The organism is Vibrio sp. RE88, from assembly GCF_013113835.1.
In the GTDB taxonomy this organism is placed as follows: domain Bacteria; phylum Pseudomonadota; class Gammaproteobacteria; order Enterobacterales; family Vibrionaceae; genus Vibrio.
Genome location: NZ_VTYQ01000009.1, coordinates 111,467 through 136,521, shown reverse-complemented (window position 1 = coordinate 136,521; position 25,055 = coordinate 111,467). Strand labels below are relative to the sequence as shown.

At 46.0% G+C, this 25,055-nt stretch carries 22 protein-coding genes, 2 tRNA genes, 2 rRNA genes and 1 other RNA gene; 14 read left to right on the top strand and 13 right to left on the bottom strand.

The window, feature by feature from the left end; all coding sequences use genetic code 11:
• The 4 genes from rrf (F0265_RS20195) to F0265_RS20180 all read left to right on the top strand — a co-directional run.
• Positions 1–97: ribosomal RNA gene (gene rrf / locus F0265_RS20195) — 5S ribosomal RNA — on the top strand; the annotation flags it as partial.
• Between the two features lie 42 nt (positions 98–139).
• Positions 140–215, top strand: a tRNA-Thr gene (locus tag F0265_RS20190).
• A 13-nt stretch (positions 216–228) separates the two neighbouring features.
• A 5S ribosomal RNA gene (rrf, locus tag F0265_RS20185) occupies positions 229–344 on the top strand.
• Between the two features lie 31 nt (positions 345–375).
• A tRNA-Asp gene (locus tag F0265_RS20180) sits at positions 376–452 on the top strand.
• Between the two features lie 277 nt (positions 453–729).
• Here F0265_RS20180 and F0265_RS20175 read toward each other — a convergent pair.
• The 5 genes from F0265_RS20175 to leuA all read right to left on the bottom strand — a co-directional run bounded on the left by F0265_RS20175 (position 730) and on the right by leuA (position 6,391).
• Positions 730–1,512, bottom strand: a complete 783-nt coding sequence (locus F0265_RS20175; protein WP_171750150.1) for a DUF547 domain-containing protein — start codon at positions 1,510–1,512, stop codon at positions 730–732.
• 110 nt (positions 1,513–1,622) lie between these two features.
• A complete protein-coding gene (gene leuD, locus F0265_RS20170) occupies positions 1,623–2,225 on the bottom strand; it encodes a 3-isopropylmalate dehydratase small subunit (protein ID WP_038513581.1) in 603 nt (200 codons plus the stop codon).
• A gap of 11 nt (positions 2,226–2,236) precedes the next feature.
• Positions 2,237–3,637, bottom strand: a complete 1,401-nt coding sequence (gene leuC, locus F0265_RS20165) for a 3-isopropylmalate dehydratase large subunit (protein WP_171750149.1) — start codon at positions 3,635–3,637, stop codon at positions 2,237–2,239.
• Between the two features lie 54 nt (positions 3,638–3,691).
• Entirely contained in the window at positions 3,692–4,783 is a 1,092-nt protein-coding gene (gene leuB / locus F0265_RS20160) for a 3-isopropylmalate dehydrogenase (RefSeq protein WP_171750148.1), read from the bottom strand.
• A 60-nt stretch (positions 4,784–4,843) separates the two neighbouring features.
• Complete coding sequence (gene leuA / locus F0265_RS20155; protein WP_171750147.1) at positions 4,844–6,391, bottom strand: 2-isopropylmalate synthase; 1,548 nt, start codon at positions 6,389–6,391, stop codon at positions 4,844–4,846.
• A 465-nt stretch (positions 6,392–6,856) separates the two neighbouring features.
• On the opposite strand from leuA, the gene F0265_RS20150 reads away from it, so the two are divergent.
• The 7 genes from F0265_RS20150 (at position 6,857) to ilvN (ending at position 15,033) form a co-directional block, all read left to right on the top strand.
• Positions 6,857–7,381, top strand: coding sequence for a phosphatase PAP2 family protein (locus F0265_RS20150; RefSeq protein ID WP_171750146.1), 525 nt, complete (start codon positions 6,857–6,859; stop codon positions 7,379–7,381).
• Between the two features lie 82 nt (positions 7,382–7,463).
• The gene (locus F0265_RS20145) at positions 7,464–7,994 is read left to right on the top strand and encodes a phosphatase PAP2 family protein (protein ID WP_171750145.1); all 531 of its coding nucleotides are present in this window, start codon (positions 7,464–7,466) and stop codon (positions 7,992–7,994) included.
• Between the two features lie 4 nt (positions 7,995–7,998).
• The gene (locus tag F0265_RS20140; RefSeq protein ID WP_171750144.1) at positions 7,999–9,045 is read left to right on the top strand and encodes an MJ1255/VC2487 family glycosyltransferase; all 1,047 of its coding nucleotides are present in this window, start codon (positions 7,999–8,001) and stop codon (positions 9,043–9,045) included.
• A 394-nt stretch (positions 9,046–9,439) separates the two neighbouring features.
• A complete protein-coding gene (leuO, locus tag F0265_RS20135) occupies positions 9,440–10,399 on the top strand; it encodes a transcriptional regulator LeuO (protein ID WP_006957822.1) in 960 nt (319 codons plus the stop codon).
• A gap of 168 nt (positions 10,400–10,567) precedes the next feature.
• Positions 10,568–12,376, top strand: coding sequence for a long-chain fatty acid--CoA ligase (locus F0265_RS20130; protein WP_171750143.1), 1,809 nt, complete (start codon positions 10,568–10,570; stop codon positions 12,374–12,376).
• Between the two features lie 436 nt (positions 12,377–12,812).
• Positions 12,813–14,537 carry an acetolactate synthase 3 large subunit gene (locus F0265_RS20125; RefSeq protein ID WP_021458396.1) on the top strand — a complete coding sequence of 575 codons (1,725 nt, stop codon included), beginning with the start codon at positions 12,813–12,815 and terminating at the stop codon, positions 14,535–14,537.
• Position 14,538: 1 nt separating this feature from the next.
• Positions 14,539–15,033, top strand: a complete 495-nt coding sequence (gene ilvN / locus F0265_RS20120; protein ID WP_006957816.1) for an acetolactate synthase small subunit — start codon at positions 14,539–14,541, stop codon at positions 15,031–15,033.
• A 60-nt stretch (positions 15,034–15,093) separates the two neighbouring features.
• Here ilvN and glpQ read toward each other — a convergent pair whose 3' ends face one another.
• The 7 genes from glpQ to zapA all read right to left on the bottom strand — a co-directional run bounded on the left by glpQ (position 15,094) and on the right by zapA (position 21,236).
• Complete coding sequence (glpQ, locus tag F0265_RS20115; protein WP_171750142.1) at positions 15,094–16,149, bottom strand: glycerophosphodiester phosphodiesterase; 1,056 nt, start codon at positions 16,147–16,149, stop codon at positions 15,094–15,096.
• Between the two features lie 51 nt (positions 16,150–16,200).
• Positions 16,201–17,565, bottom strand: a complete 1,365-nt coding sequence (gene glpT / locus F0265_RS20110) for a glycerol-3-phosphate transporter (RefSeq protein WP_171750141.1) — start codon at positions 17,563–17,565, stop codon at positions 16,201–16,203.
• A gap of 337 nt (positions 17,566–17,902) precedes the next feature.
• On the bottom strand, positions 17,903–19,132 hold the full coding sequence (gene serA / locus F0265_RS20105) for a phosphoglycerate dehydrogenase (RefSeq protein WP_006957810.1): 1,230 nt from the start codon (positions 19,130–19,132) through the stop codon (positions 17,903–17,905).
• A gap of 253 nt (positions 19,133–19,385) precedes the next feature.
• Positions 19,386–20,042 (bottom strand): ribose-5-phosphate isomerase RpiA, encoded by a 657-nt coding sequence (rpiA, locus tag F0265_RS20100; RefSeq protein ID WP_171750140.1) that lies wholly within the window; start codon positions 20,040–20,042, stop codon positions 19,386–19,388.
• Positions 20,043–20,105: 63 nt separating this feature from the next.
• The gene (locus F0265_RS20095) at positions 20,106–20,693 is read right to left on the bottom strand and encodes a 5-formyltetrahydrofolate cyclo-ligase (RefSeq protein ID WP_171750139.1); all 588 of its coding nucleotides are present in this window, start codon (positions 20,691–20,693) and stop codon (positions 20,106–20,108) included.
• A 31-nt stretch (positions 20,694–20,724) separates the two neighbouring features.
• Positions 20,725–20,907: non-coding RNA, 6S RNA (gene ssrS / locus F0265_RS20090), on the bottom strand.
• Between the two features lie 20 nt (positions 20,908–20,927).
• On the bottom strand, positions 20,928–21,236 hold the full coding sequence (gene zapA, locus F0265_RS20085; protein WP_006957807.1) for a cell division protein ZapA: 309 nt from the start codon (positions 21,234–21,236) through the stop codon (positions 20,928–20,930).
• Positions 21,237–21,471: 235 nt separating this feature from the next.
• Between zapA and F0265_RS20080 the strand changes: the two genes are divergently transcribed.
• The 3 genes from F0265_RS20080 to F0265_RS20070 are packed head-to-tail and all read left to right on the top strand — an operon-like array spanning position 21,472 to position 24,490.
• Positions 21,472–22,047, top strand: coding sequence for a YecA family protein (locus tag F0265_RS20080; protein ID WP_171750138.1), 576 nt, complete (start codon positions 21,472–21,474; stop codon positions 22,045–22,047).
• 12 nt (positions 22,048–22,059) lie between these two features.
• A complete protein-coding gene (gene ubiH, locus F0265_RS20075; RefSeq protein WP_171750137.1) occupies positions 22,060–23,238 on the top strand; it encodes a 2-octaprenyl-6-methoxyphenyl hydroxylase in 1,179 nt (392 codons plus the stop codon).
• Between the two features lie 25 nt (positions 23,239–23,263).
• Positions 23,264–24,490, top strand: coding sequence for an FAD-dependent 2-octaprenylphenol hydroxylase (locus F0265_RS20070; RefSeq protein ID WP_171750136.1), 1,227 nt, complete (start codon positions 23,264–23,266; stop codon positions 24,488–24,490).
• 53 nt (positions 24,491–24,543) lie between these two features.
• On the opposite strand, the gene F0265_RS20065 is transcribed toward F0265_RS20070, so the two are convergent.
• On the bottom strand, positions 24,544–24,750 hold the full coding sequence (locus F0265_RS20065; protein WP_006957803.1) for a DUF1107 domain-containing protein: 207 nt from the start codon (positions 24,748–24,750) through the stop codon (positions 24,544–24,546).
• Between the last annotated feature and the right edge of the window lie 305 nt (positions 24,751–25,055).

Genomic DNA, 25,055 nt, shown 5'->3' with positions numbered 1-25,055 from the left:
TGGACCCACCTGATTCCATGCCGAACTCAGAAGTGAAACGCAATAGCGCCGATGGTAGTGTGGGGCTTCCCCATGTGAGAGTAGGACATCGCCAGGCTTTAAATACCTTGTTTGAGATAAATATCTTGAGCAAATTTATGCTGATATAGCTCAGGTGGTAGAGCGCATCCTTGGTAAGGATGAGGTCCCCAGTTCGAGTCTGGGTATCAGCACCAGCAAAGAATTTTGCTTGGCAACCATAGCACTTTGGACCCACCTGATTCCATGCCGAACTCAGAAGTGAAACGAAGTAGCGCCGATGGTAGTGTGGGGTTTCCCCATGTGAGAGTAGGACATTGCCAGGTTCTTATTTAGACTCCAGAGTCTAACCAGTGCGGAGCGGTAGTTCAGTTGGTTAGAATACCGGCCTGTCACGCCGGGGGTCGCGGGTTCGAGTCCCGTCCGCTCCGCCACTTATTCAGATAAAGCCCTAACAGCAATGTTAGGGCTTTTTCGTATTTGGCTGTTTTGGTCTGTAACCAACGCGTCTCATTTGAGTACAAGTCTGAGCTAGGAGCCCTCGCCGTCAGTCACTTATTGAGAAACCCAGTCCTTAGACTGGGTTTTGTCGTTTATGGTATATATGATTTTCTATCGAGTTCCCAAAAGGACTTACTTGTTGAACGCTACTTCATCCAGTTCTCACTTATTCTGGTACTGAGAAATAACGCCGTTCGTGCTGGGCTATCACTATTTCTTTTCGTTTAAGTCCCAATCGTATTCATAATTAAACTTACCACTTAAATCCGATAACTCTGGGCGGTATTTTGCCAGATGCTGGATCAACTGTTGTTTATTACCAAAGTCATCAGCAAACCAATCATAAATGGAAGATAGTTGTTTTTTACCATTTTTGATGAGCACGCCTTTCTCACTGTTAATGAAGGTTGTCGCTGCTTGCTCAAGTAAGGCTTCTGTATTTTCTGCAGTAAACGCCTGAGATTGTAGGTTTGGGCAGCCTAAGCTAGCACAGTTGACCGCATAATGAGTTCTTGGATCATTCCATATCGGGCGTAAAATTCGATGTTCAATATCATTCAGCGTGAGCTCTTTTCCATTGATGGTAACCACTTCATCTCCCCATGGGCCAAAGCTGAATAACCCACCTAGTTTTGTGATCGATTTGATTGGGTAAGCGTCTAGAATCAAATCGACTGTAATGGCGTTATACAAATTTATCCAGTAAGGGTACTGCTCAGTTTTGCTTAACTGAAGTGGATTGATATGACTCAGTTGCGTTATGTAGTGATTGAGTTGTTGTTTATCTTGGGTACTGACTGATGAGTATTTAAAAAGCGTGTATTCGCCTTCCGTGACTAGGTATTTATCGAGTATTTGTTGCCAAGGCTGATGGTCGACTTTGGTGGTATTGGATTCATTACTCGTATTCCAATAAGGCCAAAGTTCAGATTTGGGGGCAGAGAAAGCGTGGAACGATATCAAAGTGGCGACAAAAGCAAGAAAGAATCTCATGGTCAGTCCTATTCATAACAGCATTATGATTTTAGACCGAGCCTACAATTGATAACTTTCAAAAATAAAAAAAAGGTTGGCATGAGCCAACCTTTTTATATCTGTTTTGATTACTTGAGAAATGAAGGAATCTTACTTTCGTAATCGGCAATTTTATCTTCGTGCTGGAGTGTCAAACCGATGTTGTCCAAGCCATTTAGTAAACAATGGCGACGGAATTCATCGATCTCAAAGGAGTACTCTTTACCGTTTGCGCGAACTCGGTTGGCTTCTAGGTCAACTTCAACCTGTGCTCCTTCATTTGCCTCTACAAATTGGAAGATCTCATCGACTTCTTGCTCGGTGAGACGAACTGGCACCATTTGGTTGTTGATTGAGTTGCCATAGAAAATATCGGCAAAGCTCGGTGCGATCATCGCCTTGATGCCATAGTCTGCCAGTGCCCACGGAGCGTGCTCACGTGAGGAACCACAGCCAAAGTTTTCGCGAGCGAGTAGGATTGAGGCACCTTGATAGCGAGGTGCGTTCATTACAAACTCTGGGTTTGGCTGCTCACCTGCATCATCGAGGAAGCGCCAGTCATGGAATAGGTGTTTACCAAAACCTAAGCGAGAAACCTTTTGAAGGAACTGTTTAGGGATAATGGCATCGGTATCGACGTTCGCGGCATCCAGAGGAACGACTAAGCCTGTGTGTTGTTTAAAACCTGACATCTGTTCTCTCCTTAATCCAACTCACGAATATCTACAAAGTGACCAGCAATCGCTGCCGCTGCTGCCATCGCAGGACTTACCAAATGGGTACGACCATCACGACCTTGGCGGCCTTCAAAGTTGCGGTTTGAGGTTGAGGCACAACGCTCATGTGGACCTAATCGATCGTTGTTCATTGCCAGACACATTGAACAGCCAGGAAGGCGCCACTCAAAGCCCGCTTCTTTAAAGATGACGTCCAAGCCTTCTGCTTCTGCTTGCGCTTTTACTTGCTCAGAGCCCGGTACGATAAGAGCTTGCACGTTATCTGCAACTTTACGGCCTTTTGCTACTTCTGCAGCGGCGCGCATGTCTTCGATACGAGAGTTAGTACAAGATCCAACAAATACCTTATCGACTTTGTAATCTGATAGTGCTTTGCCAGCTTCTAGCCCCATATACGCCAATGCTTTTTCTGCCGATGCTTTCTCTACAGGATCAGAGAAGCTTTCTGGCGCAGGGATAGGTTGATCAACGGCGATTACCTGACCAGGGTTCGTGCCCCAAGTCACCTGAGGTTTGATTTCTGCTGCATTTAGAGTGACGACTGCATCAAACTCCGCATCATCGTCCGTTTTGAGTGAAGACCAGTATTCAATGGCCGCTTCCAAATCATCGCCTTGTGGTGCGAACTTACGGCCCCTGATGTATTTGAACGTAGTTTCATCTGGTGCAATTAGACCTGCCTTAGCACCAAGCTCGATAGCCATGTTACACACTGTCATACGACCTTCCATCGTCAGATCAGTAATGGCTTCACCACAAAATTCAACCACATAGCCCGTACCACCTGCTGCTGTTGTCTCACCAATGATGGCTAAAACGATATCTTTCGCTGTGATGCCAGGATTAACCTTACCTTTCACCTCAATCTTCATTGTTTTAGCACGCGCCTGTTTCAGCGTTTGAGTTGCTAAAACGTGCTCAACTTCAGAAGTACCGATACCAAAAGCGAGCGAGCCAAATGCACCGTGAGTGGCCGTGTGAGAGTCACCACAAACAATCGTCATGCCAGGTAAGGTAATGCCCAGCTCTGGGCCCATTACATGCACGATACCTTGGTATTTGTGGTTAATGTCGTAAAGCGTTACCCCAAACTCTTCACAGTTCTTTGACAGCGTTTCCATCTGAATACGTGCCATCTCACCAGACGCATTGATGTCTTTAGTGGTAGTGGAAACGTTGTGGTCCATGGTGGCAAAGGTCTTGCTGACCTGACGCACCTGACGACCTTTTTCACGCAGGCCATCAAAGGCCTGAGGTGAAGTCACTTCGTGTACCAAGTGGCGATCGATATACAAAATTGGGTTCTCACCCTCGGCGGCTACGGCAACGTGTGCATCGTAGACTTTTTCATACAGTGTTTTGCCCATTATTACTATCCCGTGTATAGCTCCTGACAACGGCTTATCAGGAGCGAATAATTATTATGAATTTAGAATGTACTCAGCGATTTTATCGCCCATTTCTGAAGTTGAAAGAGCTGGGTTATCACCCGCTAGGTCGGCGGTTAGCTCTCCAGCAGACAGTGCTTTAGATACTGCCGCTTCAATATCTTGTGCCGCGGCCTCTTCACCTAGGCTGTAACGCAGCATTAGCGCAGCAGAAAGAATCTGCGCAACAGGGTTTGCGATGTTTTTACCCGCGATGTCTGGTGCACTGCCGCCTGCTGGCTCATACAGGCCAAACTGGCTTTCGTTCAAGCTTGCCGAAGGCAGCATGCCCATAGAGCCGGTGATCATTGCGCACTCGTCAGAGATGATGTCGCCGAAGATGTTTGAACACAGCATGACGTCAAACTGAGATGGGTCTTTGATTAGCTGCATGGTTGCGTTATCGATGTACATGTGTGACAGCTCGACATCTGGATAGCCTTTCGCCACTTCTTCGACCACTTCACGCCACAGGATAGAGCTCTGTAGAACGTTCGCTTTGTCGATTGAGCAAACTTTCTTATCACGCAGACGAGCTGATTCAAACGCAATTTTCGCGATGCGCTCAATTTCAAAACGGTGATAAACCTCGGTATCAAACGCTTTTTCATTCGCTCCTTCGCCTTCACGACCTTTTGGTTGACCGAAGTAGATACCACCTGTCAGTTCACGTACCACGACGATATCGAAGCCATTGCCAGAAATATCTGCACGTAAAGGTGAGAAAGCTTCTAGGCCTTTGTGAATTTGTGCTGGGCGCAAGTTACAGAACAACTGAAAGTGCTTACGCAGAGGTAAAAGGGCACCGCGTTCAGGCTGATCATTTGGCGGTAAATGTTCCCACTTAGGGCCACCGACTGAGCCGAATAGTACTGCATCTGCTTCTTCACAGGCTTTTACTGTGCTGTCTGGTAGTGGGCAACTATGATTGTCGATGGCTATACCACCCACATCGTGCTGGTTGCGAGAGAAGGTAATACCGTGTTTCTTTTCGATTGCGTCTAGCACTTTGTGTGCTTGCTGCATTACTTCTGGGCCAATGCCGTCTCCTGGTAGAACGGCAATATTGTAAGATTTGTCTGTCATGGTAATCCTTTAATTTTTATATCTTTTGTTCCAGAGATGACTCGCATCCCTAGAGTCTACTTATACTGTTGCGATTTTTTTCTGTTTGATTTCAGCAATCTTATCTGCACGGTGAATGCTGTTGATTACGTGCAGTAATGCTTGACCAGAAGCTTCTACGATGTCAGTCGACACACCAGTACCATGGTATTTACGACCTTTGTAGTTGGCGATAATGTCAGCCTGACCAAGCCCGTCTTCACCTTCGCCTTTCGCGGTTAAATCAAACTTGTCTAGAACGATATCATATCCGGTGACGCGATAGATACATTGGTAAAGCGCGTCAACAGGGCCGTTACCTACCGCAGCTTCAGACGTCTCTTCGTCACCACATTGCAGCTTGATGCTTGTAGTTGCCATGACGCTACCTGACTGAACGCTTAGGTAGTTCAATTTGTAGAAATCATCTTCTTCGCGAAGATTTGAGAAATGCATCAAGGCTTCCAAATCGTAATCGAAAACTTGGCCTTTACGGTCAGCTAGCTTTAAGAAGTCTTCATACAATGCATCTAGATTGTACTCATCTTCTTTGTAGCCCATGGTATCCATGTGACTTTTCACTGCTGCGCGACCACTACGACTTGTTAGGTTTAGTGCTTGGTTCTTAAGGCCGATAGACTCAGGCGTCATGATTTCGTAGGTGTTCTTGTTCTTTAGCATGCCATCTTGGTGGATACCTGAAGAGTGACTGAATGCGTTGGCACCAACAATGGCCTTATTGCTTTGGATTGGCATATTACATAGCTGGCTGACTAATTTACTGGTGCGGTGAATTTCGTCGTGTTTAAGGCCAGTGTGGACACCCAAGAATTCCTGACGTGTCTTGATGATCATGGCAATTTCTTCTAGAGAACAGTTACCGGCGCGTTCGCCGATGCCGTTGATGGTGCCTTCGATTTGACGAGCACCTGCTTGAACGGCTGCGATAGAGTTTGCGACCGACATGCCTAAGTCATCGTGACAGTGGACCGAAATAATGGCTTTATCGATATTCGGAACGCGATCAAACAGAGTTTGGATAATTCCGCCAAACTCGTTTGGCACTGTGTAACCTACGGTATCAGGAATGTTGATCGTGTTGGCACCAGCGTCGATAGCGGCTTCAACCATGCGGCACAAATTGTCAATTGGCGTACGGCCAGCGTCTTCACAGGAAAATTCAACATCGTCAGTGTAGCGACGGGCGTGTTTGACCGCTTTGACCGCCATCTCGACCACATCATCGTAACTGCGGCGTAGCTTGTCTTGAACGTGAACGGTGGAAGTGGAAATGAAGGTATGAATGCGGAATTGATCAGCAACTTTTAACGCTTCGCCTGCTGCGTCAATGTCTTTCGCAACAGCACGTGCAAGTGCACAGACTCGACTATCTTTCACGTGTTTGGCGATGGTCTGCACTGATTCAAAGTCACCAGGAGATGAAACTGGGAAGCCCGCTTCAATTACATCAACGCCTAGCCTTTCTAGCGCATAGGCAATCTGCAGTTTCTCTTTAACTGTCAAGCTTGCTGACAACGCTTGTTCGCCATCACGTAACGTGGTGTCGAAAATAATGACTTGATCGTTCATGTTTGCTTCCTTCCTGACTCGTGTGTTTACCACACAGTTAATCGTTTTCTTCCGGTATTTAGGTATAAAAAAACCCGCATCTGCGTGCGGGTTTCTGATATCTCGTTGTGGTTATTTTTCTTCCACAGCCTACCCGCGCGATCGTGTCACGATAAGGAGGAGGCTCAGCAGGATAGAAAAACGCTTCATCATTGTTAACGGTTCCTATTAGGGCGTTAAATAAACCACAAAATTAAGTTAACAAATTAGTACCGCACTCCACCGAGTACGTCAACCCTAAAGTTGTTTTTTTATTCATCAATAGTCAAATGAATGGATTTGTGGCGTTAAACCATATTAGGGATGCAGAAGATATTGTCCTGCTATTCGAGCAGTGAATGGCAAGATGAACGAGATGATTAATCTCTGGTTCATCTCACTATACCTATGATGTGACTTCGCATGTGATTACAGGAGAAAAGTACCGTGCGTGCCGTTGAGCCCATCATCAAATTTGACTTGGCATTGTCCTCATTTTGCTTAGGTCATCGCTTTAACCTGCCGCTGGCTAAGCTGAGTCGCCTGATTTCTCATACTGGAGATGGGCATCTGTATTTGCTGATTGGTCTGATTGCGTGGGCACTGGATACGACCACAGGTGTCGCTTTTCTTAAAGTCGGCATTCTGGCATTTATCATCGAATTACCCATTTACTGGGTTTTGAAGAATGGCTTCCGGCGCCGTCGTCCCTATGACCGTTCCGAACCACTCACTTCGTTTATTCAACCGGCGGATCAGTATAGCTTGCCATCCGGTCATACTGCGGCTGGATTTTTGATGGCGACATTAATTGCGAGCTTTTACCCACAATATGCGATTGCAGCATACGGCTGGGCAGCGGCAGTGAGCGCCTCAAGGATTTTTCTAGGTGTGCACTTCTTTACTGATATCGTGATAGGGGCGGGTTTGGGCATTGCGTGCGCCAAGCTGGCGTTGATGTTGACGATGTAACTGAATCAACCTGAAAGCTTCACTGATTTGTCACTTACTTCTCTTAATTTGAACGCAGAACCGTCGTTGCAAGGAGTCGGTAATGCGTTCAATCGAACCAATCGCCAAGTTTGATTTGGCATTCTCACTGTTTTGTCTACAACATAAATTCTCATACCCGCTCTCTCGATGGAGCAAAGCCATCTCTCACACGGGGGATGGGCATTTGTATGCCGTGATCGGCCTTGCTGCTTGGTGGTTTGGTGGAGAAGTCGGTACGCTCTTTTTACTGGCCGGTTTACTTGCATTTGTCGTAGAGCTACCTATCTACTGGACAGCTAAAAACCTCTTTAAACGTCGTCGCCCAGAAGAGCTGTCAGAGCTGGTGACGTCATTCATTACGCCTTCAGACCGTTACAGCTTGCCTTCAGGGCATACGGCAGCCGCGTTTTTGATGGCGACGTTAATCAGTTATTTCTATGTCGAACTTGAATTGTTTGCATTCGTTTGGGCTGCGTTGATAGCGACTTCAAGAATCTTACTTGGAGTACATTTTCTGACAGATGTCATTCTGGGTGCTTTGCTTGGAATCGGTTGCGCTCAGATGGCATTGGCGATTGTGATAGGAGGTTAGGCTAATGAAAATATTGTATGGCGTGCAAGGGACGGGTAACGGACACATCGCCAGAGCTAGAGCAATGAGTCATGCTTTGAACCAGCGCGGTATTGACGTTGAATTCCTTTTCTCAGGCCGAGCAGAAGACAAGTATTTTTCAATGGAAGCGTTCGGTAATTATCACACTCGCCGTGGCCTCACTTTTGTGACCGAAAATGGTCAGGTTAATTATAAAAAAACCTGCTTGAACAACAATCTTTTAGCTTTTTATAAAGAGGTCAAGCAATTGGATTTAAGTCGGTTTGATTTAGTGCTCAACGATTTTGAGCCAGTTTCTGCGTGGGCGGCCAGAAAGCAGGGGAAGGCATCCATTAGTATCAGTCATCAGAATGCGTTTCGTTATTCCGTACCACTCAAAGGGGCGAGTTGGTTAGATAAGAAAATCATTCACTATTTTGCCCCTGCTCAGCACCACATCGGCTTACACTGGTATCACTTTGATCAACCTATTTTACCGCCTATTGTTCACACACAAAAAGAGCAGGTTGCTGGTGAAGATTTTGTCCTCGTTTATTTGCCATTTGAGAGTATCCATGAGATCGCAGAGCTGTTACTGCGTTTTTCCAAGCAACGATTTGTGTGTTATCACCCTGATATCATCGAAGAGCAGATTGTCGACAACGTGCACTATTTGCCACTGAGCTTTCATGGCTTCCAGTATCACCTCAATCGCTGCAATGGCGTGATTGCGAACGGTGGTTTTGAGTTACCCTCAGAAGCCTTGACGCTAGGTAAAAAGCTATTACTTAAACCTCTGTCTGGTCAGTTCGAGCAGATGAGCAATGTCGCCACATTGGAAGATCTTGGCTTGGCAAGTTGTATGGATATGTTGGATGCCTCGATTGTTCGCCAGTGGCTGGATGAAGAGCAGGCCGAAAGTGTCAGTTACCCTGATGTTGCAGAGGCGATCGCAGACTGGCTGGTGAAAGGTGACTGGGAAAACAAAATGGAGCTGACACATCGCTTGTGGGAGAAAGTCGATTTTCCTAGCTACGTGACTAACATCTAGCCCACCACTCAATCATTAGAATCTTGACAGCATCAATCTATTGATGCTGTTTTTGTATCTACCCTTGGACTTATTTTTCCTACCAATAGTTCCCGTCAAGCTCTTAGCATTCATTCTTAAACTTAATTCATTGGCTAAATCTTTACAGTATGAGTGATTTATACTTTTTTATATGTTGCTTAAGGTTATGATTATTAAGCTTAATTTTATGACTTAAGTAAAAAATACTGATTAATTATCAATCTTGTTGCTAATGATTGATTGATTCGTTGATAGTAGAAATCCGCCAGGAGTCATCTGACGGATAAATATAACAAAATACGGGTTATCTATTCCCAACCAATATTCATTTTAAGAACCATTTATACATTGACGAATACAAGAGGCTTGCCTGATGATTGATAAAAAAGAGTCTATGAGTGCGATTGCTAGCTACCGAATGGAAAGCACTCTACGTGGAGTAGATCTAAACCTTCTGACTGTGTTTGATGCAGTAATGCAAGAGCAAAATATTACCCGTGCTGCTCATAACCTTGGCATGTCTCAGCCAGCGGTAAGTAACGCAGTTGCTCGTTTGAAAGTAATGTTTAACGACGAGCTGTTTATGCGCCAGGGTCGTGGTATCCAACCGACTCAACGCGCTCGTCAGCTATTTGGCCCTGTACGCCAAGCATTGCAACTTATCCGTAACGAGCTACCAAGCTCAATTTTCTCGCCTGAAACATCAACGCGTTTGTTCAAACTGGCGATCTGCAGCCCATGCGATATGCGCTTCGCTCCTAAGATCATGTCGACAATTCATGATCAAGCGCCAAATGTACAGCTTCACCTTGATGCGGAATTTGATCGCCAGCTGGCTGAAAGAATGCGCTACCAGGAAATCGACTTCGTGATTGATTACGCTCGCTTTGATGAGCAAGGTTTCTCAAGCACTGAAATCTTCCAAGATGAGCTAGTGGTAGTGGCGTCTAAGTCTCACCCACGCATCCAAGAAGCAGTAACGGCGGACCTTCTGAAAGGTGAGCGTCATGCGAAACTTTCTCGCGTACATGGTCAGCGTAGTTTCTCCGAGCAGGCGTATCGTGATTTGGATGTGCAGGCATACTACGAAGGTACCAGCCTGAGCAACGTACTTTACGTTGTTGGTCAATCTGAACTTGTGACGATTGCACCACGTTGGATGGTAGAAAATGCAGCGAACAAAGATCAGCTACAAGTTCTGGACTTCCCATTTGAAAACGGCAAGATCAGCGGCTTCCTGAGCTGGCATGAATCAAGTGAGAAAGATAAAGGTCACATCTGGCTACGTGACCAGTTGATGATGATCTGTGGTGAAGTAGTTGCTCTAGACTAATTTACTGTTATTTAAGAGATCAATAAAACCTTGAGTGGCTATTCGCCATTCAAGGTTTTTTACTATTTAGTTGGTAACTTTGATGCCTGTCAGTTGCCTTTTGTGACCTGAAATGTACACTTGTGCGCTCAAAAAAGCTTACAGGTGTAAGCTTAAAGGTAGTTAGAGATGGCCAACTTAGATTTTCATATTGTAAAAAAAATTCGCGAACAAATTGCCAAAAGCGGTGACCGTATTGCTCTTAAACATAAAGTGGGTGAGATGTGGAACGGCATTAGTTGGAAGCAGTTTGGCCAGCAGATAGATGCATTATCGCTTGCGTTATTGACGCACGGCATAAAAGTCCAAGACAAAATCGGCATCTTTGCCAACAATATGCCTCAGTGGACCATCACGGATTTCGCGGCACTTCAAACCCGTGCGGTGACAGTGCCTATTTACCCTACTAATACCGCAGCGCAATCTTCCTACATTCTGCAAGACGCTGATGTGCGTATCTTATTTGTCGGCGAACAGGCCCAGTTTGATGCGGCTGTGTCGATTTTTGAACAATGCCCGCAATTGGAATTGGTTGTGGCGATGTCGGACGATGTGGATGTAGGCGACTATGGTTTTGCGCGCTCATGGCAACAGTTCGTCGTTGCGGCTGATAAAGCCATGCAGGACGAGTTAGATACCCGTCTTGATGATGCCAATATTGAAGACTTGCTGACCTTGATTTACACCTCAGGTACAACGGGTCAGCCAAAAGGGGTGATGCTGGACTATGGCAATGTTGCCGCTCAGCTTGAAGGTCATGACGCCCGATTAAGTTTGTCTCAAGATGATGTTTCGCTTTGTTTCCTACCTTTATCACACGTGTTTGAGCGAGCATGGACTTTCTACGTATTGTATCGTGGTGCCACCAACTGTTACCTGCAGGATACGATGCAGGTTCGTGAAGCATTAAGCGAAGTTCAACCGACAGTGATGTGTGCGGTTCCGCGTTTTTACGAGAAAATCTTCTCCGCCATTCATGAAAAAGTTTCCAAGGCCCCGATGATTCGCAAAGTATTGTTTACTTGGGCTGTGAATATGGGCGCCAAAATGGCTGCCTGCGATCAGGAAGGACGTCAACCTTCTTTCATTTTGAAAAAGTCTCATCAGTTGGCTGACAAGTTGGTGCTGTCCAAGCTACGCGCTCTACTGGGTGGTCGAATTAACTTTATGCCATGTGGTGGTGCGAAGTTGGATGAGACGATTGGCCGCTTTTTCCATGCGATGGGAATTAACGTCAAGCTTGGTTACGGCATGACAGAAACGACAGCGACGGTGTCTTGTTGGGCAGACAATAGCTTCAACCCAGATTCCATAGGCATGGCCATGCCTGGTGCACAGGTAAAGATTGGCGAAAACAACGAAATTCTCGTCCGTGGCCCTATGGTGATGCGTGGTTACTACAAGATGCCGGAAGAAACGGCAAAAACGTTTGATGAGCATGGCTTCCTCAAAACTGGGGATGCGGGCCATATTGATGAAGACGGCAACTTGTTTATTACCGATCGCATTAAAGAGCTGATGAAAACGTCTGGTGGTAAGTACATTGCACCGCAGATGATCGAAGGGGCAATCGGTAAAGACCACTTTATCGAGCAGATCGCCGTGATTGCGGATACGCGTAAGTTTGTTTCTGCGCTTATTGTGCCGTGCTACGACAGTTTGGAAGAGTACGCGAAAGAGCTGAACATCAAATACCATGATCGTGTTGAACTGATTAAGCATCATCAAGTGGTAGAAATGCTCGAAAAACGGGTGAATGACCTGCAACAAGAGCTGGCGAAGTTTGAGCAGGTTAAGAAGTTCAAATTGCTACCGAAAGCCTTCTCGATGGATGAAGGTGAGTTAACCCCAACTCAGAAACTGCGCCGTAAGGTTATTAACGACAAATATCAGGACGAAATTGAAGAAATGTACAGTGATACGGCAATGAAAAAGTAAATCTCTGACAAGTTAAATTTCGAAGTGTTTAAAAATCCCTCAGTCGGTTCAAATTAGCCGATGAGGGATTTTTTATGCCTGAATTTTACGACTTTTGTGGTAAAAATGTTGTAGTGATGCAGTGCTGGATAATATTTTACTCTGAATTTTTGGTATTTATTTGTCATATTTTCTGATTTTTATGTTTTGGATGGTGTTCTTTCCTTATATTAGTTTGATAAATAGCATCTTGTTTAAAATGAGAGTTTAGTCGCATTAGATCCTTTGATAAGAAAACGTTACATTTGTTGCGTGAACTTGTTTTCTGTTACGACAGAACAAGGCATAGCCGAAAAAGTGGAAGTATTTCGATTTAGGCTACGAATAAGCCCTAGACTATGTAAAACCAGCCCAATTAGTTGACCTTATTAATTGGTAAACTGGTGAGGAGAATAATATGGCAGCAATGTTGTCCGGTGCGGAGATGGTCGTTCAATCTCTGATCGAAGAAGGTGTTGAACAAATTTTCGGATATCCAGGCGGTTCCGTTTTGGATATCTACGATGCACTTCATGCTAAGACAGATCAAATCAAGCACGTCCTAGTTCGTCATGAACAAGCCGCTACCCATATGGCAGATGGCTATACCCGTGCAACTGGCAAACCAGGTGTGGTTCTGGTGTGCTCTGGTCCAGGCGCGACCAATACTGTGACAGGTATTGCGACCGCGTACATGGACTCGATTCCTATGATCGTGATTTCAGGTAACGTACCTAACAGCCTGATTGGTAATGATGCTTTCCAAGAGTGTGATATTGTCGGCGTCTCGCGTCCGATTGTTAAACACAGCTTCTTGGTTAAGAAAGCAGAAGATATTCCTGAAATCATGAAGAAAGCTTTCTATATTTCGACAACAGGGCGTCCTGGCCCGGTTGTTATCGATCTGCCAAAAGATGTGATGAATCCGCAGATCAAACTGCCATACGAATATCCTGCCAGTATTTCAATGCGTTCATATAAGCCAACCACGACGGGTCACAAAGGCCAGATCAAAAAGGCCTTGAAAGCACTACTTGCGGCGAAAAAGCCGGTTCTTTACGTCGGTGGCGGCGCCGTAATTTCTGAAGCGGATGAGCAGATTCTGAAACTGTCAGAGGCATTAAACTTACCTGTTGTCAGCACTTTGATGGGGCTAGGCGCTTTCCCGGGTACGCATAAAAATTCTCTTGGTATGCTGGGGATGCATGGTGTGTATGAGGCCAATATGGCCATGCACAACGCAGACTTAATCTTTGGTATCGGTGTGCGATTTGATGATCGAACCACCAACAATCTGGAAAAGTATTGTCCGAATGCCAAAGTAATGCATATTGATATTGACCCGTCATCTATCTCGAAGAACGTCAAAGCAGACCTGCCTATTGTTGGCTCTGCGGAGAAAGTACTGGCGAGTATGGTGTCACTGCTGGAAGAGCAAGGCGCGACCAATGATGGCGAAGCGCTTCAAAGCTGGTGGGATGATATCCAGACTTGGCGTGACCGTGAGTGCCTGTCTTATGAATCCACGCCTGAGCGTATTAAACCGCAACAGGTGATTGAAGTACTACACAAGTTGACAAATGGTGATGCGTACGTTGCTTCTGATGTGGGTCAGCACCAGATGTTCGCAGCGCTTTACTATCCGTTTAATAAACCACGTCGCTGGATTAATTCTGGTGGTCTCGGCACGATGGGCTTCGGTCTGCCAGCTGGCCTTGGGGTTAAATTTGCTAAGCCTGATGAAGAGGTTGTGGTCGTGACCGGTGATGGCAGTATCCAGATGAACATTCAGGAACTGTCGACGGCGCTGCAATATGATATCCCAGTCAAGATCATTAACCTGAATAACCGTTTCCTAGGTATGGTGAAACAGTGGCAAGACATTGTTTACCAAGGAAGACATTCTAACTCATATATGAGCTCCGTTCCGGACTTCGTTGCGATTGCAGAAGCATACGGACATGCGGGGATTCGCATTGAAACTCCAGATCAGCTTGAGTCTGGATTGAAACAAGCATTAGAAATGAAAGATCGTTTAGTGTTTGTTGATATCAATGTTGATGAAACTGAGCATGTGTACCCAATGCAAATCAAAGGCGAAGGTATGGACAAGATGTGGCTAAGCAAAACGGAGAGAACATAATATGAGACACATTATTTCACTGCTAATGGAAAACCAACCGGGTGCGTTATCCCGAGTGGTAGGTCTGTTCTCACAACGTGGCTACAACATTGAGTCGTTAACCGTATCACCGACAGATGATGAAACGCTGTCGCGTTTGAACATCACAACGATTTCCGATGATATGCAGCTTGAACAGATCCAGAAACAGCTCAATAAGTTGATCGATGTCTTGAAAGTTCAGGAAGTTACCGAACTTGATCATATTGAGCGCGAGCTGATGATGGTTAAAGTGAAAGCCAGCGGTTTTGCTCGTGCAGAAGTAAAGCGTACAGCGGATATCTTCCGTGGTCAGATTGTTGATGTCACTGCTTCTCAATACACGGTTCAACTAGCGGGTACCAGTGAAAAGCTGGATGCGTTCATTCAAGCGATTTCCGAAGTGACCGATGTCATTGAGGTTGCGCGAAGTGGTGTGGTGGGGATTGCACGCGGTGAGCGTTCACTAAAACCTTAGCTTGATACGAGTTGTAAAAGAAAAGCCTTAGTCATGGACTAAGGCTTTTTTGTTTAAGGATTATTTGTTGAGAAAGCTGACTGCTTTGTCTGGGAAATCGGTAAACAGGCCATCTACTTTGACCTGATTGTAGAAGATATCCATCATTCCCTCGAAGCTATCCGTATAACTCGGAATACGGCCAGGATCGGCTCGGAAAGTGTATGGATGGACATCTAGGCCTGCTGCTTTTGCCTCTTTCATCAACGGTTTGATAATAATGTTGTCTTTGGTTGATTTATCATCGACCAGCATAGGTTTCCAAGGGCCAATGCCTTCGGCGTACTTAGCAACTTCCTTCATTGCGCCTGATTCGAACATCCAATCATAGCTGTACGGGGTTGCCGTATCGCCTTTGTAGACCATGGTTTCGTTCCAGTCAGTGTAAGCCATCAGCTGCACTAACTTGAGATCCATGTCCATACTAGGCATGAGTTCATCGTTAATGCGTTTGAGCTCATTGGCGTCAAAGCATTGCAGGTACACTTTGTCATCCTGACTGTCATAGCCGTACTGCTTTAATAGCTTAAGCACTGCGGAAGAGATGTCTTTGCCTTCATGACGGTGGAACCAAGGGGCTTTGATTTCAGGGTAGATACCAATATCGTAACCAAGTGTCTTGTTGAGCCCTTGAATCAGCTCAATTTCTTCAGCCAGAGTAGGGACGCTGAAATCGGATTTCCACATCGGAAAACGAGTCGGATAACCCGCAACTTTATTGCCATTGTCGTCAATATTGAACCCTTCAGTCACCTTTAGGGTTTTGATTTCTGCAAGCGTAAAGTCAATCGCATAATAGCGGCCATCAGCGCGAGCACGATCAGGGTAGCGCTCTGCCACATCGGTGACTCGATCTAAATAATGATCGTGAAGGACAACCAACTGATCATCTTTAGTCATGACAACATCTTGCTCGATGTAATCCGGTTTCATTGCGTAAGCCAAAGCTTTTGCTTCTAGAGTATGTTCTGGCAGATAGCCTGACGCGCCGCGGTGAGCGATGACTAGAGGCTTAGCCAAAGCTCCAGCAGATAGGCTAAGAGCCAGAAATGTAGCGCAAACTGACGTTGTTTTCATTCTTCATTCCTTGATTAAAATGAGGCAGCGATGCTGCCTCTTTGATGAGTATTAAGCGAGTGCTGCCTTTTCGGCTTCTTTCTGTTTATGGTGAGCACGCTCGCCAATAAATGCATAAATTAGACAAATAATCGACGCGATACAAGATGCTACGAGAATGATAAATCCACCATCCCAGCCAAAGTGATCCACGGTGTAACCCAGAATCGCGTTAGCAGCCACTGCACCGCCTAGGTAACCAAATAGTCCGGTTAGACCAGCAGCGGTACCTGCGGCTTTTTTCGGTGCAAGTTCAAGAGCATACAAACCGATCAACATAACCGGACCGTAAATCAGGAAGCCAATGGCAACCAGTGCCATCATGTCTACCGCAGGGTTACCGGCTGGGTTGAACCAGTAAACCAAGACGGCAACAGTTACTAAGGCCATAAACAGGATACCGGCTGGAGCGCGGCGACCTTTGAACAGCTTGTCAGAAATCCAACCACACAATAAGGTGCCCGGAATACCTGCCCACTCGTAAAGGAAGTAAGCCCATGAAGATTTATCAACTGTGAAGTCTTTTGCTTCTTTGAGGTAAACCGGTGCCCAGTCAAGCACGCCATAGCGGATCAGATAAACAAACGCGTTCGCAATGGCAATTGACCAAAGTAGCTTGTTAGAAAAAACGTACTTAAAGAAGATTTCTTTGGCCGTCATTTCCTTTTCATGCGATTTATCGTAATCGTCTGGGTAGTCGTTTTTATATTCTTCAATGGGTGGCAAGCCGCAGGATTGTGGCGTGTCACGGACTGTCATCCAGACAAAAATGGCAACCAGCGTGGCGAAAAAGGCAGGAACGTAAAAAGCGGTACGCCAGTCGTCATTAAATGCCCATAGCCCAAGGATGAAGAGAGGACCAATCAGACCTCCGCCTACGTTGTGGGCGACATTCCATACTGAAACGACTTCCCCACGTTCTTTGCGTGACCACCAGTGAACCATGGTTCTACCACAGGCAGGCCAACCCATCCCTTGGAACCAACCATTCAGGAAAAGCAGGATGAACATTGCCGTGATGCTGCCCGTTGCCCAAGGCATGAAACCGAAGCAAAACATGATCAGTGCGGACATCAACAAGCCGCCACTGAGGAAATAGCGTGGGTTTGATCGATCAGAGACGCTACCCATTAAGAATTTAGATAAGCCGTAAGCAATCGAAACTGCCGCTAAAGCAACACCAAGATCGCCACGGCTAAAGCCTTGTTCGATCAGGTAAGGCATTGCCAAGCTGAAGTTCTTTCGAACTAAGTAGTAGCCAGCATAGCCGACAAAGATACCGATAAAGAGCTGCCAACGTAATCGGGAATAAGTGCTGTCGAGCTTATCGGAAGATAAGCGGTCGATGTGCGCCTTAGGTTTGAAGATTCCAAACATAGGGACCTCATTGTTATTGTGCGATGGTAAGTAAAGGAAAAGCGAACGAGCAAAATGTATTTCGTTCGAAAGTGTTGGGCATTGTATGAATAATGAGAGTTATTTCTGTGATAAATGTTGCATAAGTATTAAATTTTACGAAAATACAGAAAGTTAGTCTGAAAAACTTCGACTTTGATTCCGTAATTGCTAGTTTTCGTGATAACTAAGAAGCTCATTAATGAACAGTTTTTGTTCACAAGAGAACATTATGGTGTGATGTTTGGTAAGGGCAGAAATGTGGAGCATTAAAAAAGCCACTGCAACGGCAGTGGCTTTGATAGCGTTGAGGTTTTACTTAGTGAAGGATACGCGCGCGTAGCGTGCCTTCAATACCTTTGAGTTTCTTAAGTGCTTCTTCAGAGCGGCTGGTTTCAACATCGATAACGACATAACCGATATCGGCGCTAGTCTGTAGATACTGACCGGCGATGTTGATGCCTTCTTCTGCAAAGATAGTGTTTATCTGAGTCAGGATACCTGGGCGGTTTTTGTGAATGTGCAATAGACGAGAACAGTCACGGTGTTCAGGCAGAGACACTTCAGGGAAGTTAACACTTGAAAGCGTCGAACCGTTGTCAGAGTATTTCGCCAGTTTACCTGCCACTTCGACACCAATGTTTTCTTGAGCTTCCTGCGTAGAACCACCCACGTGTGGTGTCAGGATGACATTGTCGAACTTCTGCAGTGGTGATTCAAATGGGTCTGCGTTGGTTTTAGGCTCGGTTGGGAATACGTCAATCGCAGCACCAGCAAGATGACCAGATTCCATCGCATGGCAAAGTGCTTCGATATCAACCACAGTGCCACGCGCTGCGTTGATGAAAATCGCCCCCGGTTTCATACGAGCAAATTCTTCTGCACCCATCATGTTTTTGGTGCCAGCGGTTTCTGGAACGTGCAGAGAAATTACATCACACTTGTTCAGCAGTTCACTCATGGTATGTACTTGAGTGGCATTACCAAGTGATAGCTTGTTCTCAATATCGTAGAAGTAAACACGCATCCCGAGGTTTTCCGCGATGATACCTAGCTGCGTGCCAATGTGACCATAGCCGATAATACCTAAGCGTTTGCCTCGAGCCTCGTATGAGTTATCGGCGCTTTTCTTCCAGATACCACGGTGTGCTAGGGCGTTCTTTTCTGGAATCCCGCGCAGTAGAAGCAGGACTTGACCGAGAACCAATTCCGCCACACTGCGTGTGTTCGAGAATGGGGCATTAAACACTGGAATACCACGAACAGCGGCTGCATTAAGATCGACTTGGTTGGTACCAATACAGAAACAACCAATCGCGACTAGCTTTTCTGCTGCGTTGATCACTTCCTGCGATAGGTTAGTGCGGGAGCGAATACCGATGAAGTGAACATCCTTTACCGCTTCTAGCAATTCGTCTTCCGGTAACGAGCCTTTGTGGTATTCAATATTGGTGTAACCAGCAGCCTGCAGCACTTCTACCGAAGATGGGTGAAGACCTTCAAGCAGGAGGATCTTAATTTTGTCTTTTTCCAGTGAAACTTTGGCCATTGTCTTCGTCCTTAAAATGGAAATTTGGGGCTTAACTGGCGCACAAGCGGTGTAATGTTATTAAAGCAAACGTTTTGTTAGCAAAAAGCCTGACGCAAACGTTTTCCTTGTGCGTCTTCTGCTCACTAAGTTAACAAAAAAAATACACTTTGGGTAAGAAAATTACGGAATAAGGAATAATTTTTATAGGATAAAAGACGAAAACGGCACCTAATGGTGCCGTTTGTAATGAAATAACCGAAACTAGCTTCAATTAATCTTCGATTTTTGCCCCTTGAGGCGTGCCAGTGATCACTACGTCCGCACCACGGTGAGCAAATAAGCCAACCGTCACAACACCTGCGATAGCATTGATTTTATCTTCCATTTCTTTCGGGTTGGTGATCTGCATGCCATGCACATCAAGGATAACGTTGCCGTTATCTGTCACCACGCCTTCACGGTACACAGGGTCGCCACCAAGTTTTACCATTTCTCGAGCGACGTAAGAACGCGCCATTGGGATGACCTCTACAGGTAACGGGAACTCACCCAGAACGTCAACAGCTTTGGTGCCATCTACGATACAGACAAATTTATCCGAAATAGCCGCAACAATTTTCTCGCGTGTTAGCGCCGCGCCACCACCTTTGATCATGTCGCGTGCTGCGTTGATTTCGTCAGCACCGTCAACGTAGACATCTAAGTTCGCCACTTCATTACAGTCGAAGACTTCGATGCCTAAATCTTTCAGCTTTTCAGTCGATGCTTCTGAGCTAGAAACTGCACCTTTGATATCGTCTTTGATTGTACCGAGTGCGTCGATGAAGTGATTTACCGTAGAGCCTGTACCAACACCGACAATGCTGTCTTTTTCAACATACTTAAGTGCTGCCCAACCAGCTTCTTTCTTCATTTCATCTTGAGTCATGCCCATCTCCTGAATGAGGTTTGAATTTAACGTTTGCGGCGCGATTATATAACCAATCTGAGGCTATTCCCAATCCCAGATCTGCTTTGGTGTCACTATTTTTGGTAAAGGCACATCCCAGGATTCAGTGGGCAGTTGCTCGACCTGTTGGCAGTCATGCGCGAGCCCTATGGGTTTAGGCCCAGATTGATGGTGGAACCAAGGCTCCAATGTTCGGTCGTAGTACCCTCCCCCCATGCCGAGACGATGTCCATGGTGATCAAACGCTACTAGTGGAGTACAGATAAGGTCGAGCTGACTGACGGTAATGATTTGGGTTTGATCCAGTTTAGGTTCTTGAATCTTATAGCGATTAAGTACCATAGGTGTTTCAAGGTCGTAGCGTAGAAACAACAAATGTCCGGTTGAAAATGGGTGGATAACAGGGAGGTAAATCGTTTTTCCTTGCTGTCTTAACCAGTCAATCAATGGGGTAGTATTGATTTCACCGTCAGCAGACAGGTAAAGGGCAATGTGTTGAGCTGAAGAGACTTCCGGCAATTGAGCAAATTGGGCAATTAAATCTATCCCCGCTTTTTGCTGGGTTTCATCATTGAGTTGATTGCGCTTGGTGCGGATTAGTTTTCTGAAATCTTGTCGAGAAAGAATCATAAGAGTACCCATGGTTGTTGGGTACCGAGGAGGATACCCCAGAGTGCCGTTGGAGATTTTGACCCTTGAACCAGCTGGTTCAAGGCGGATCAGCAATGATAACCGTAGGCTTCTCGGTTCAAGCCGAGCTTGCTCAATAGCTATCAAGTACTAACCCTTAGGGATTGCTTATCGGCTCAGGGACTTAATCCCCTCACGAACACTCCAGGGTAAATTCTTGTTTGGCGGTAAAGGCTATTGCTGTCCTGGCTTTACTTTACTTAGTGCATCACTGAGTGATGCCGTGAGCTTTTCCAATTGCTCATTTAGCGCATTTTGCTGTTGTTCATCTACTGTATCACGGCTTTCGAGCTCATGACAGACGTTCAGAGCGACAAAGGTGAGCAGTTGAACTTCGTTGGTAATCTTTGTCTTGGCAGCCATGTCTTGTAAACGCTCATCAAGGTGCTGAGCGGCGTTACGCAAAGACTCTTCTTGTCCAGACGGGCAGTTAACCCGGGTTAGTTTGCCTAAAATTTCGACTTCAACTGCTTGATTACTCATACCGACTCTAAATGCGTTAGTAGGGGTGATATGCAGACAATCACCGAGGAGGAAACTATAGGAAAAGGCTTGTTAAGATTCAAGCTTTTCCCAATCAAGGTGCACAAATCATGACGCAATAACACAGTAATTGGGCAAATTGTGTAAAAGCTATCCACAATTGCGCAATCGCTCGTTTTCGCTGGTCTTGGTAAATGGTAGGATTGGCCTTATTTAGCAAATTTAGGTCTCTTTCATGAGCGAACGCAATCTTCCAGAATACCTGACATTAGCAAGTGAACTTCAGTCTGCTGGTCTGGCGGTGAACCCTGCGGAACTGCATGGCCTGTTAGCGGGAATGCTAAGCGGTGGTTTAAGTCTGACAGACAAAAGCTGGCAACCGCTAATCTTTGATTACACCAATGATGGTATGGGTTGGCCTGCTAAGTCACTGCAATTGGCTCAGGCGACATTGGATGCAACCATCGTCGAATTTACCGGTTCAGGCATGGATATTTCAATGTTGATCCCTGATGAAGATGCCAGTGCAAGCCTGTTTGATACCGCTGACGGTGTCGCGGAATGGGTGAATCACTACATTTCTGGCCTAGGCCTTGTGAATGCCGATCTGAAAAAGGCTTCGACGGATGTTAAAGAAGCGTTGGCGGATTTAGAAGAGATTGCCAAGCTGGGTATCGATGAAGATGACGATATGCAAGAGCAAGCGCAGCTGCTAGAGCAGGTGATTGAACACGTTAAAGCGTGTGCGCTGACGATCCACGCTGAATTTGGCCAAAAGCCGGTAGAGAAAAAGGCTCCGACCATCCACTAATCAGGACTCTCCATGAAGCAGTTTGATGTTGTAATTGCTGGTGGCGCAATGGCGGGCATGACGCTGGCACTGGCGATCAATAAACTTTCTCAGCAGCCGCTGTCTATCGCGGTTGTCGAGCCTTACCAAGTCGACCATCAGGCTCACCCTGGCTTTGACTCGCGTTCCATTGCCCTGTCGTACGGTACCGTCAATATTCTTAAGCAATTCGGGTTGTGGGAAGACATTTCAACCTTCGCGACTGCTATCCGCCATATACATGTTTCTGACCGTTCTCATGCAGGTATGACTGAGATTGATAACCTCGAAGTTGGCGTTGAAGCTTTGGGCTATGTTGTCGAATTAGCGGATGTTGGCCGTCTCTATCATGAGAAGGTCGCTCAGGACCCTAATATCACTTTACTGTGCCCAGCCTCGGTTAATCAGATCGAGCGACAGCAGCAATGCGTTCACATTAACCTAGATGATGGCCAAACCATCAGTGGGAAGCTGCTGGTGGCGGCGGACGGTGCGATTTCGACCTGTTGTCAGCAAATCGGACTCGATTTTAACGAGCACGACTTCGAGCAAGTCGCGGTCATTGCTAACATTAAGACGGCAGAGCATCACCAAGGTCGCGCTTTCGAACGTTTTACCTCTTCTGGACCTGTGGCTCTATTGCCAATGAGCGAACATCGCATGTCTCTGGTTTGGTGTTTAAGACCAGATGATGCACAGCGCGTTATGTCGCTCGATGATGATGCCTTTCTAAAAGAGCTCCAGCACGCATTTGGCTGGCGATTGGGGAAATTGGAAAAAGTCGGCCAGCGGGCTGCGTATCCATTATTGTTGCGCTATCGAGAGCAGAACACCTCACATCGATTTGCCATTGTTGGCAATGCAGCGCAAACATTGCACCCGATTGCTGGCCAAGGGTTTAACCTTGGGGTTCGTGACGTAGCGACACTGGCTGAGGCGATAGCCAGTCATAGCGGCGATCCTGGAGATTATTCGGTATTGAGCCAATTTAAACGCCGCCGCGAAAATGATCGCAGTGCGACGATTTCACTGACATCGTCTCTGGTTCATATTTTTTCTAATGATTATCTCACACTACGTATTGGTCGAAATCTCAGCTTGGCCGCGATGGACAACATTCCGGTGTTGAAAGCGCCTTTATTAGCAAGAACTTTAGGCTTAGTTGCTCGATAGCAGCTTAAATGAGGATTGAATTCAGATGATGCAAAGCGTTGATATTGCAATTGTCGGTGGTGGCATGGTTGGCCTGGCTTTGGCCGCAGCATTTAAAGATACCGATTTGCGTATTGCGGTGATAGAAAGCCGAGTACCTGATAGCGAATTGGCGGACTTACCAGATGTTCGCGTGTCAGCCTTGAGTCGTTCAAGTGAAAACATATTGCGTAATTTAGGGGCTTGGAGTGGTATTGTAGAGCGCCGTGCTGCGCCATACTCGGCGATGGAAGTCTGGGAACAAGACAGCTTTGCTCGGATAGAATTTGATGCGCAAAAGCTCGCTCAACCCGATCTCGGACATATTGTTGAAAATCGTGTGATTCAACTATCACTACTTGAGCAGGTGAAGAAGCAGTCGAATGTCAGTTTGTTTATGCCTGCACAGTGTAGCTCTATGGCGGTCGGTGAAAGTGAAGCTTGGCTCACTTTGGACAATGGTCACGCATTGACGGCTAAACTGGTGGTCGGCGCGGATGGTGCCAACTCTTGGGTGCGCAAACAACAGGATATTCCGTTAACGCACTGGGACTATGGACATAGCGCTGTGGTTGCGAATATCTGGACAGCAGAAACGCATGACAAAGTGGCACGTCAGATCTTTACCCCACAAGGACCTCTGGCTTTCTTACCTATGGGAGAAAGTAATATGAGTTCGATTGTTTGGTCTACAGAACCGAATCGAGCAGAGAGTTTAGTCGCGATGTCCGATGAAGAGTTCAACAAGTCACTGACGGCAGAATTTGACGCTCGACTGGGGTTATGTGAAGTCGTTGGGCAACGTTTCGCCTTCCCGCTCAAAATGCGTTATGCGCGTGATTTTGCGGTTGAACGGGTCGCCTTAGTGGGGGATGCCGCACATACTATTCATCCATTAGCCGGGCAGGGCGTTAACCTTGGTTTGCTTGATGCCGCGAGTCTAGCGCAAGAGGTGATGACTTTATGGCGTAAAGGTGAGGATATCGGCACTAAGCGTAACCTGCGCAGTTATGAACGCTGGCGTAAATCTGAAGCTGCGAAGATGATTGCCGCGATGCAAGGCTTTAAAGATCTGTTTGCTGGTGATAACCCTGCGAAGAAGCTAGCGCGAGGCATTGGTATGGCTTTGGTAGGACAATTGCCAGGAGCGAAAGATGAAATCATGAAACGCGCCCTTGGCTTAAAAGGGAATCTTCCTGCACTAGCGCAATATCATGAAGCGACCTTACCTTGATGGTATTTTAAATGACAAAGGGTTGGCGATTGCCAACCCTTTTTAATTCTTGCCTACGCGTATGCACAGCGTAGTCTCATAATTTCCTGATTCACTTCCTTGACCGTTTGGAAATGTCGCCGTTCGGCTTTTTCCGGTAAGACCAGCTTACCGTTATCAAATTCAAACTTACCAATACCGTAGATATAAATTCTTCCCTTAAATAGCCGACTTACGTGTTTAGCAATCATACCTGGTGTATAGCGCTTAAACAGTCTCATAGAGTAATCCTTATGTTTAGCAAGCACTGCAAAGTATACGATTTTCCGCCTGTTATTTATGTGATTATGGTGGAGGAATATGCAGTAAAATGAGTTTGTTTGGATATTTGTGTCGTTGTAGGCAAAACGCCCGATAAATATCCATTTTATTGTGACAATTACCTCACTTATGTTCTGAGATGGGAACTCGTCTTGGTTAATCATTCAGCGCAATAGTTAACCCCGAGATTTATGACATTTCTAAGAATAGTTTAACTTTTTTATAATATGCCAGCTTACGGTAAATTTTTTGCATAAAAAAAGCC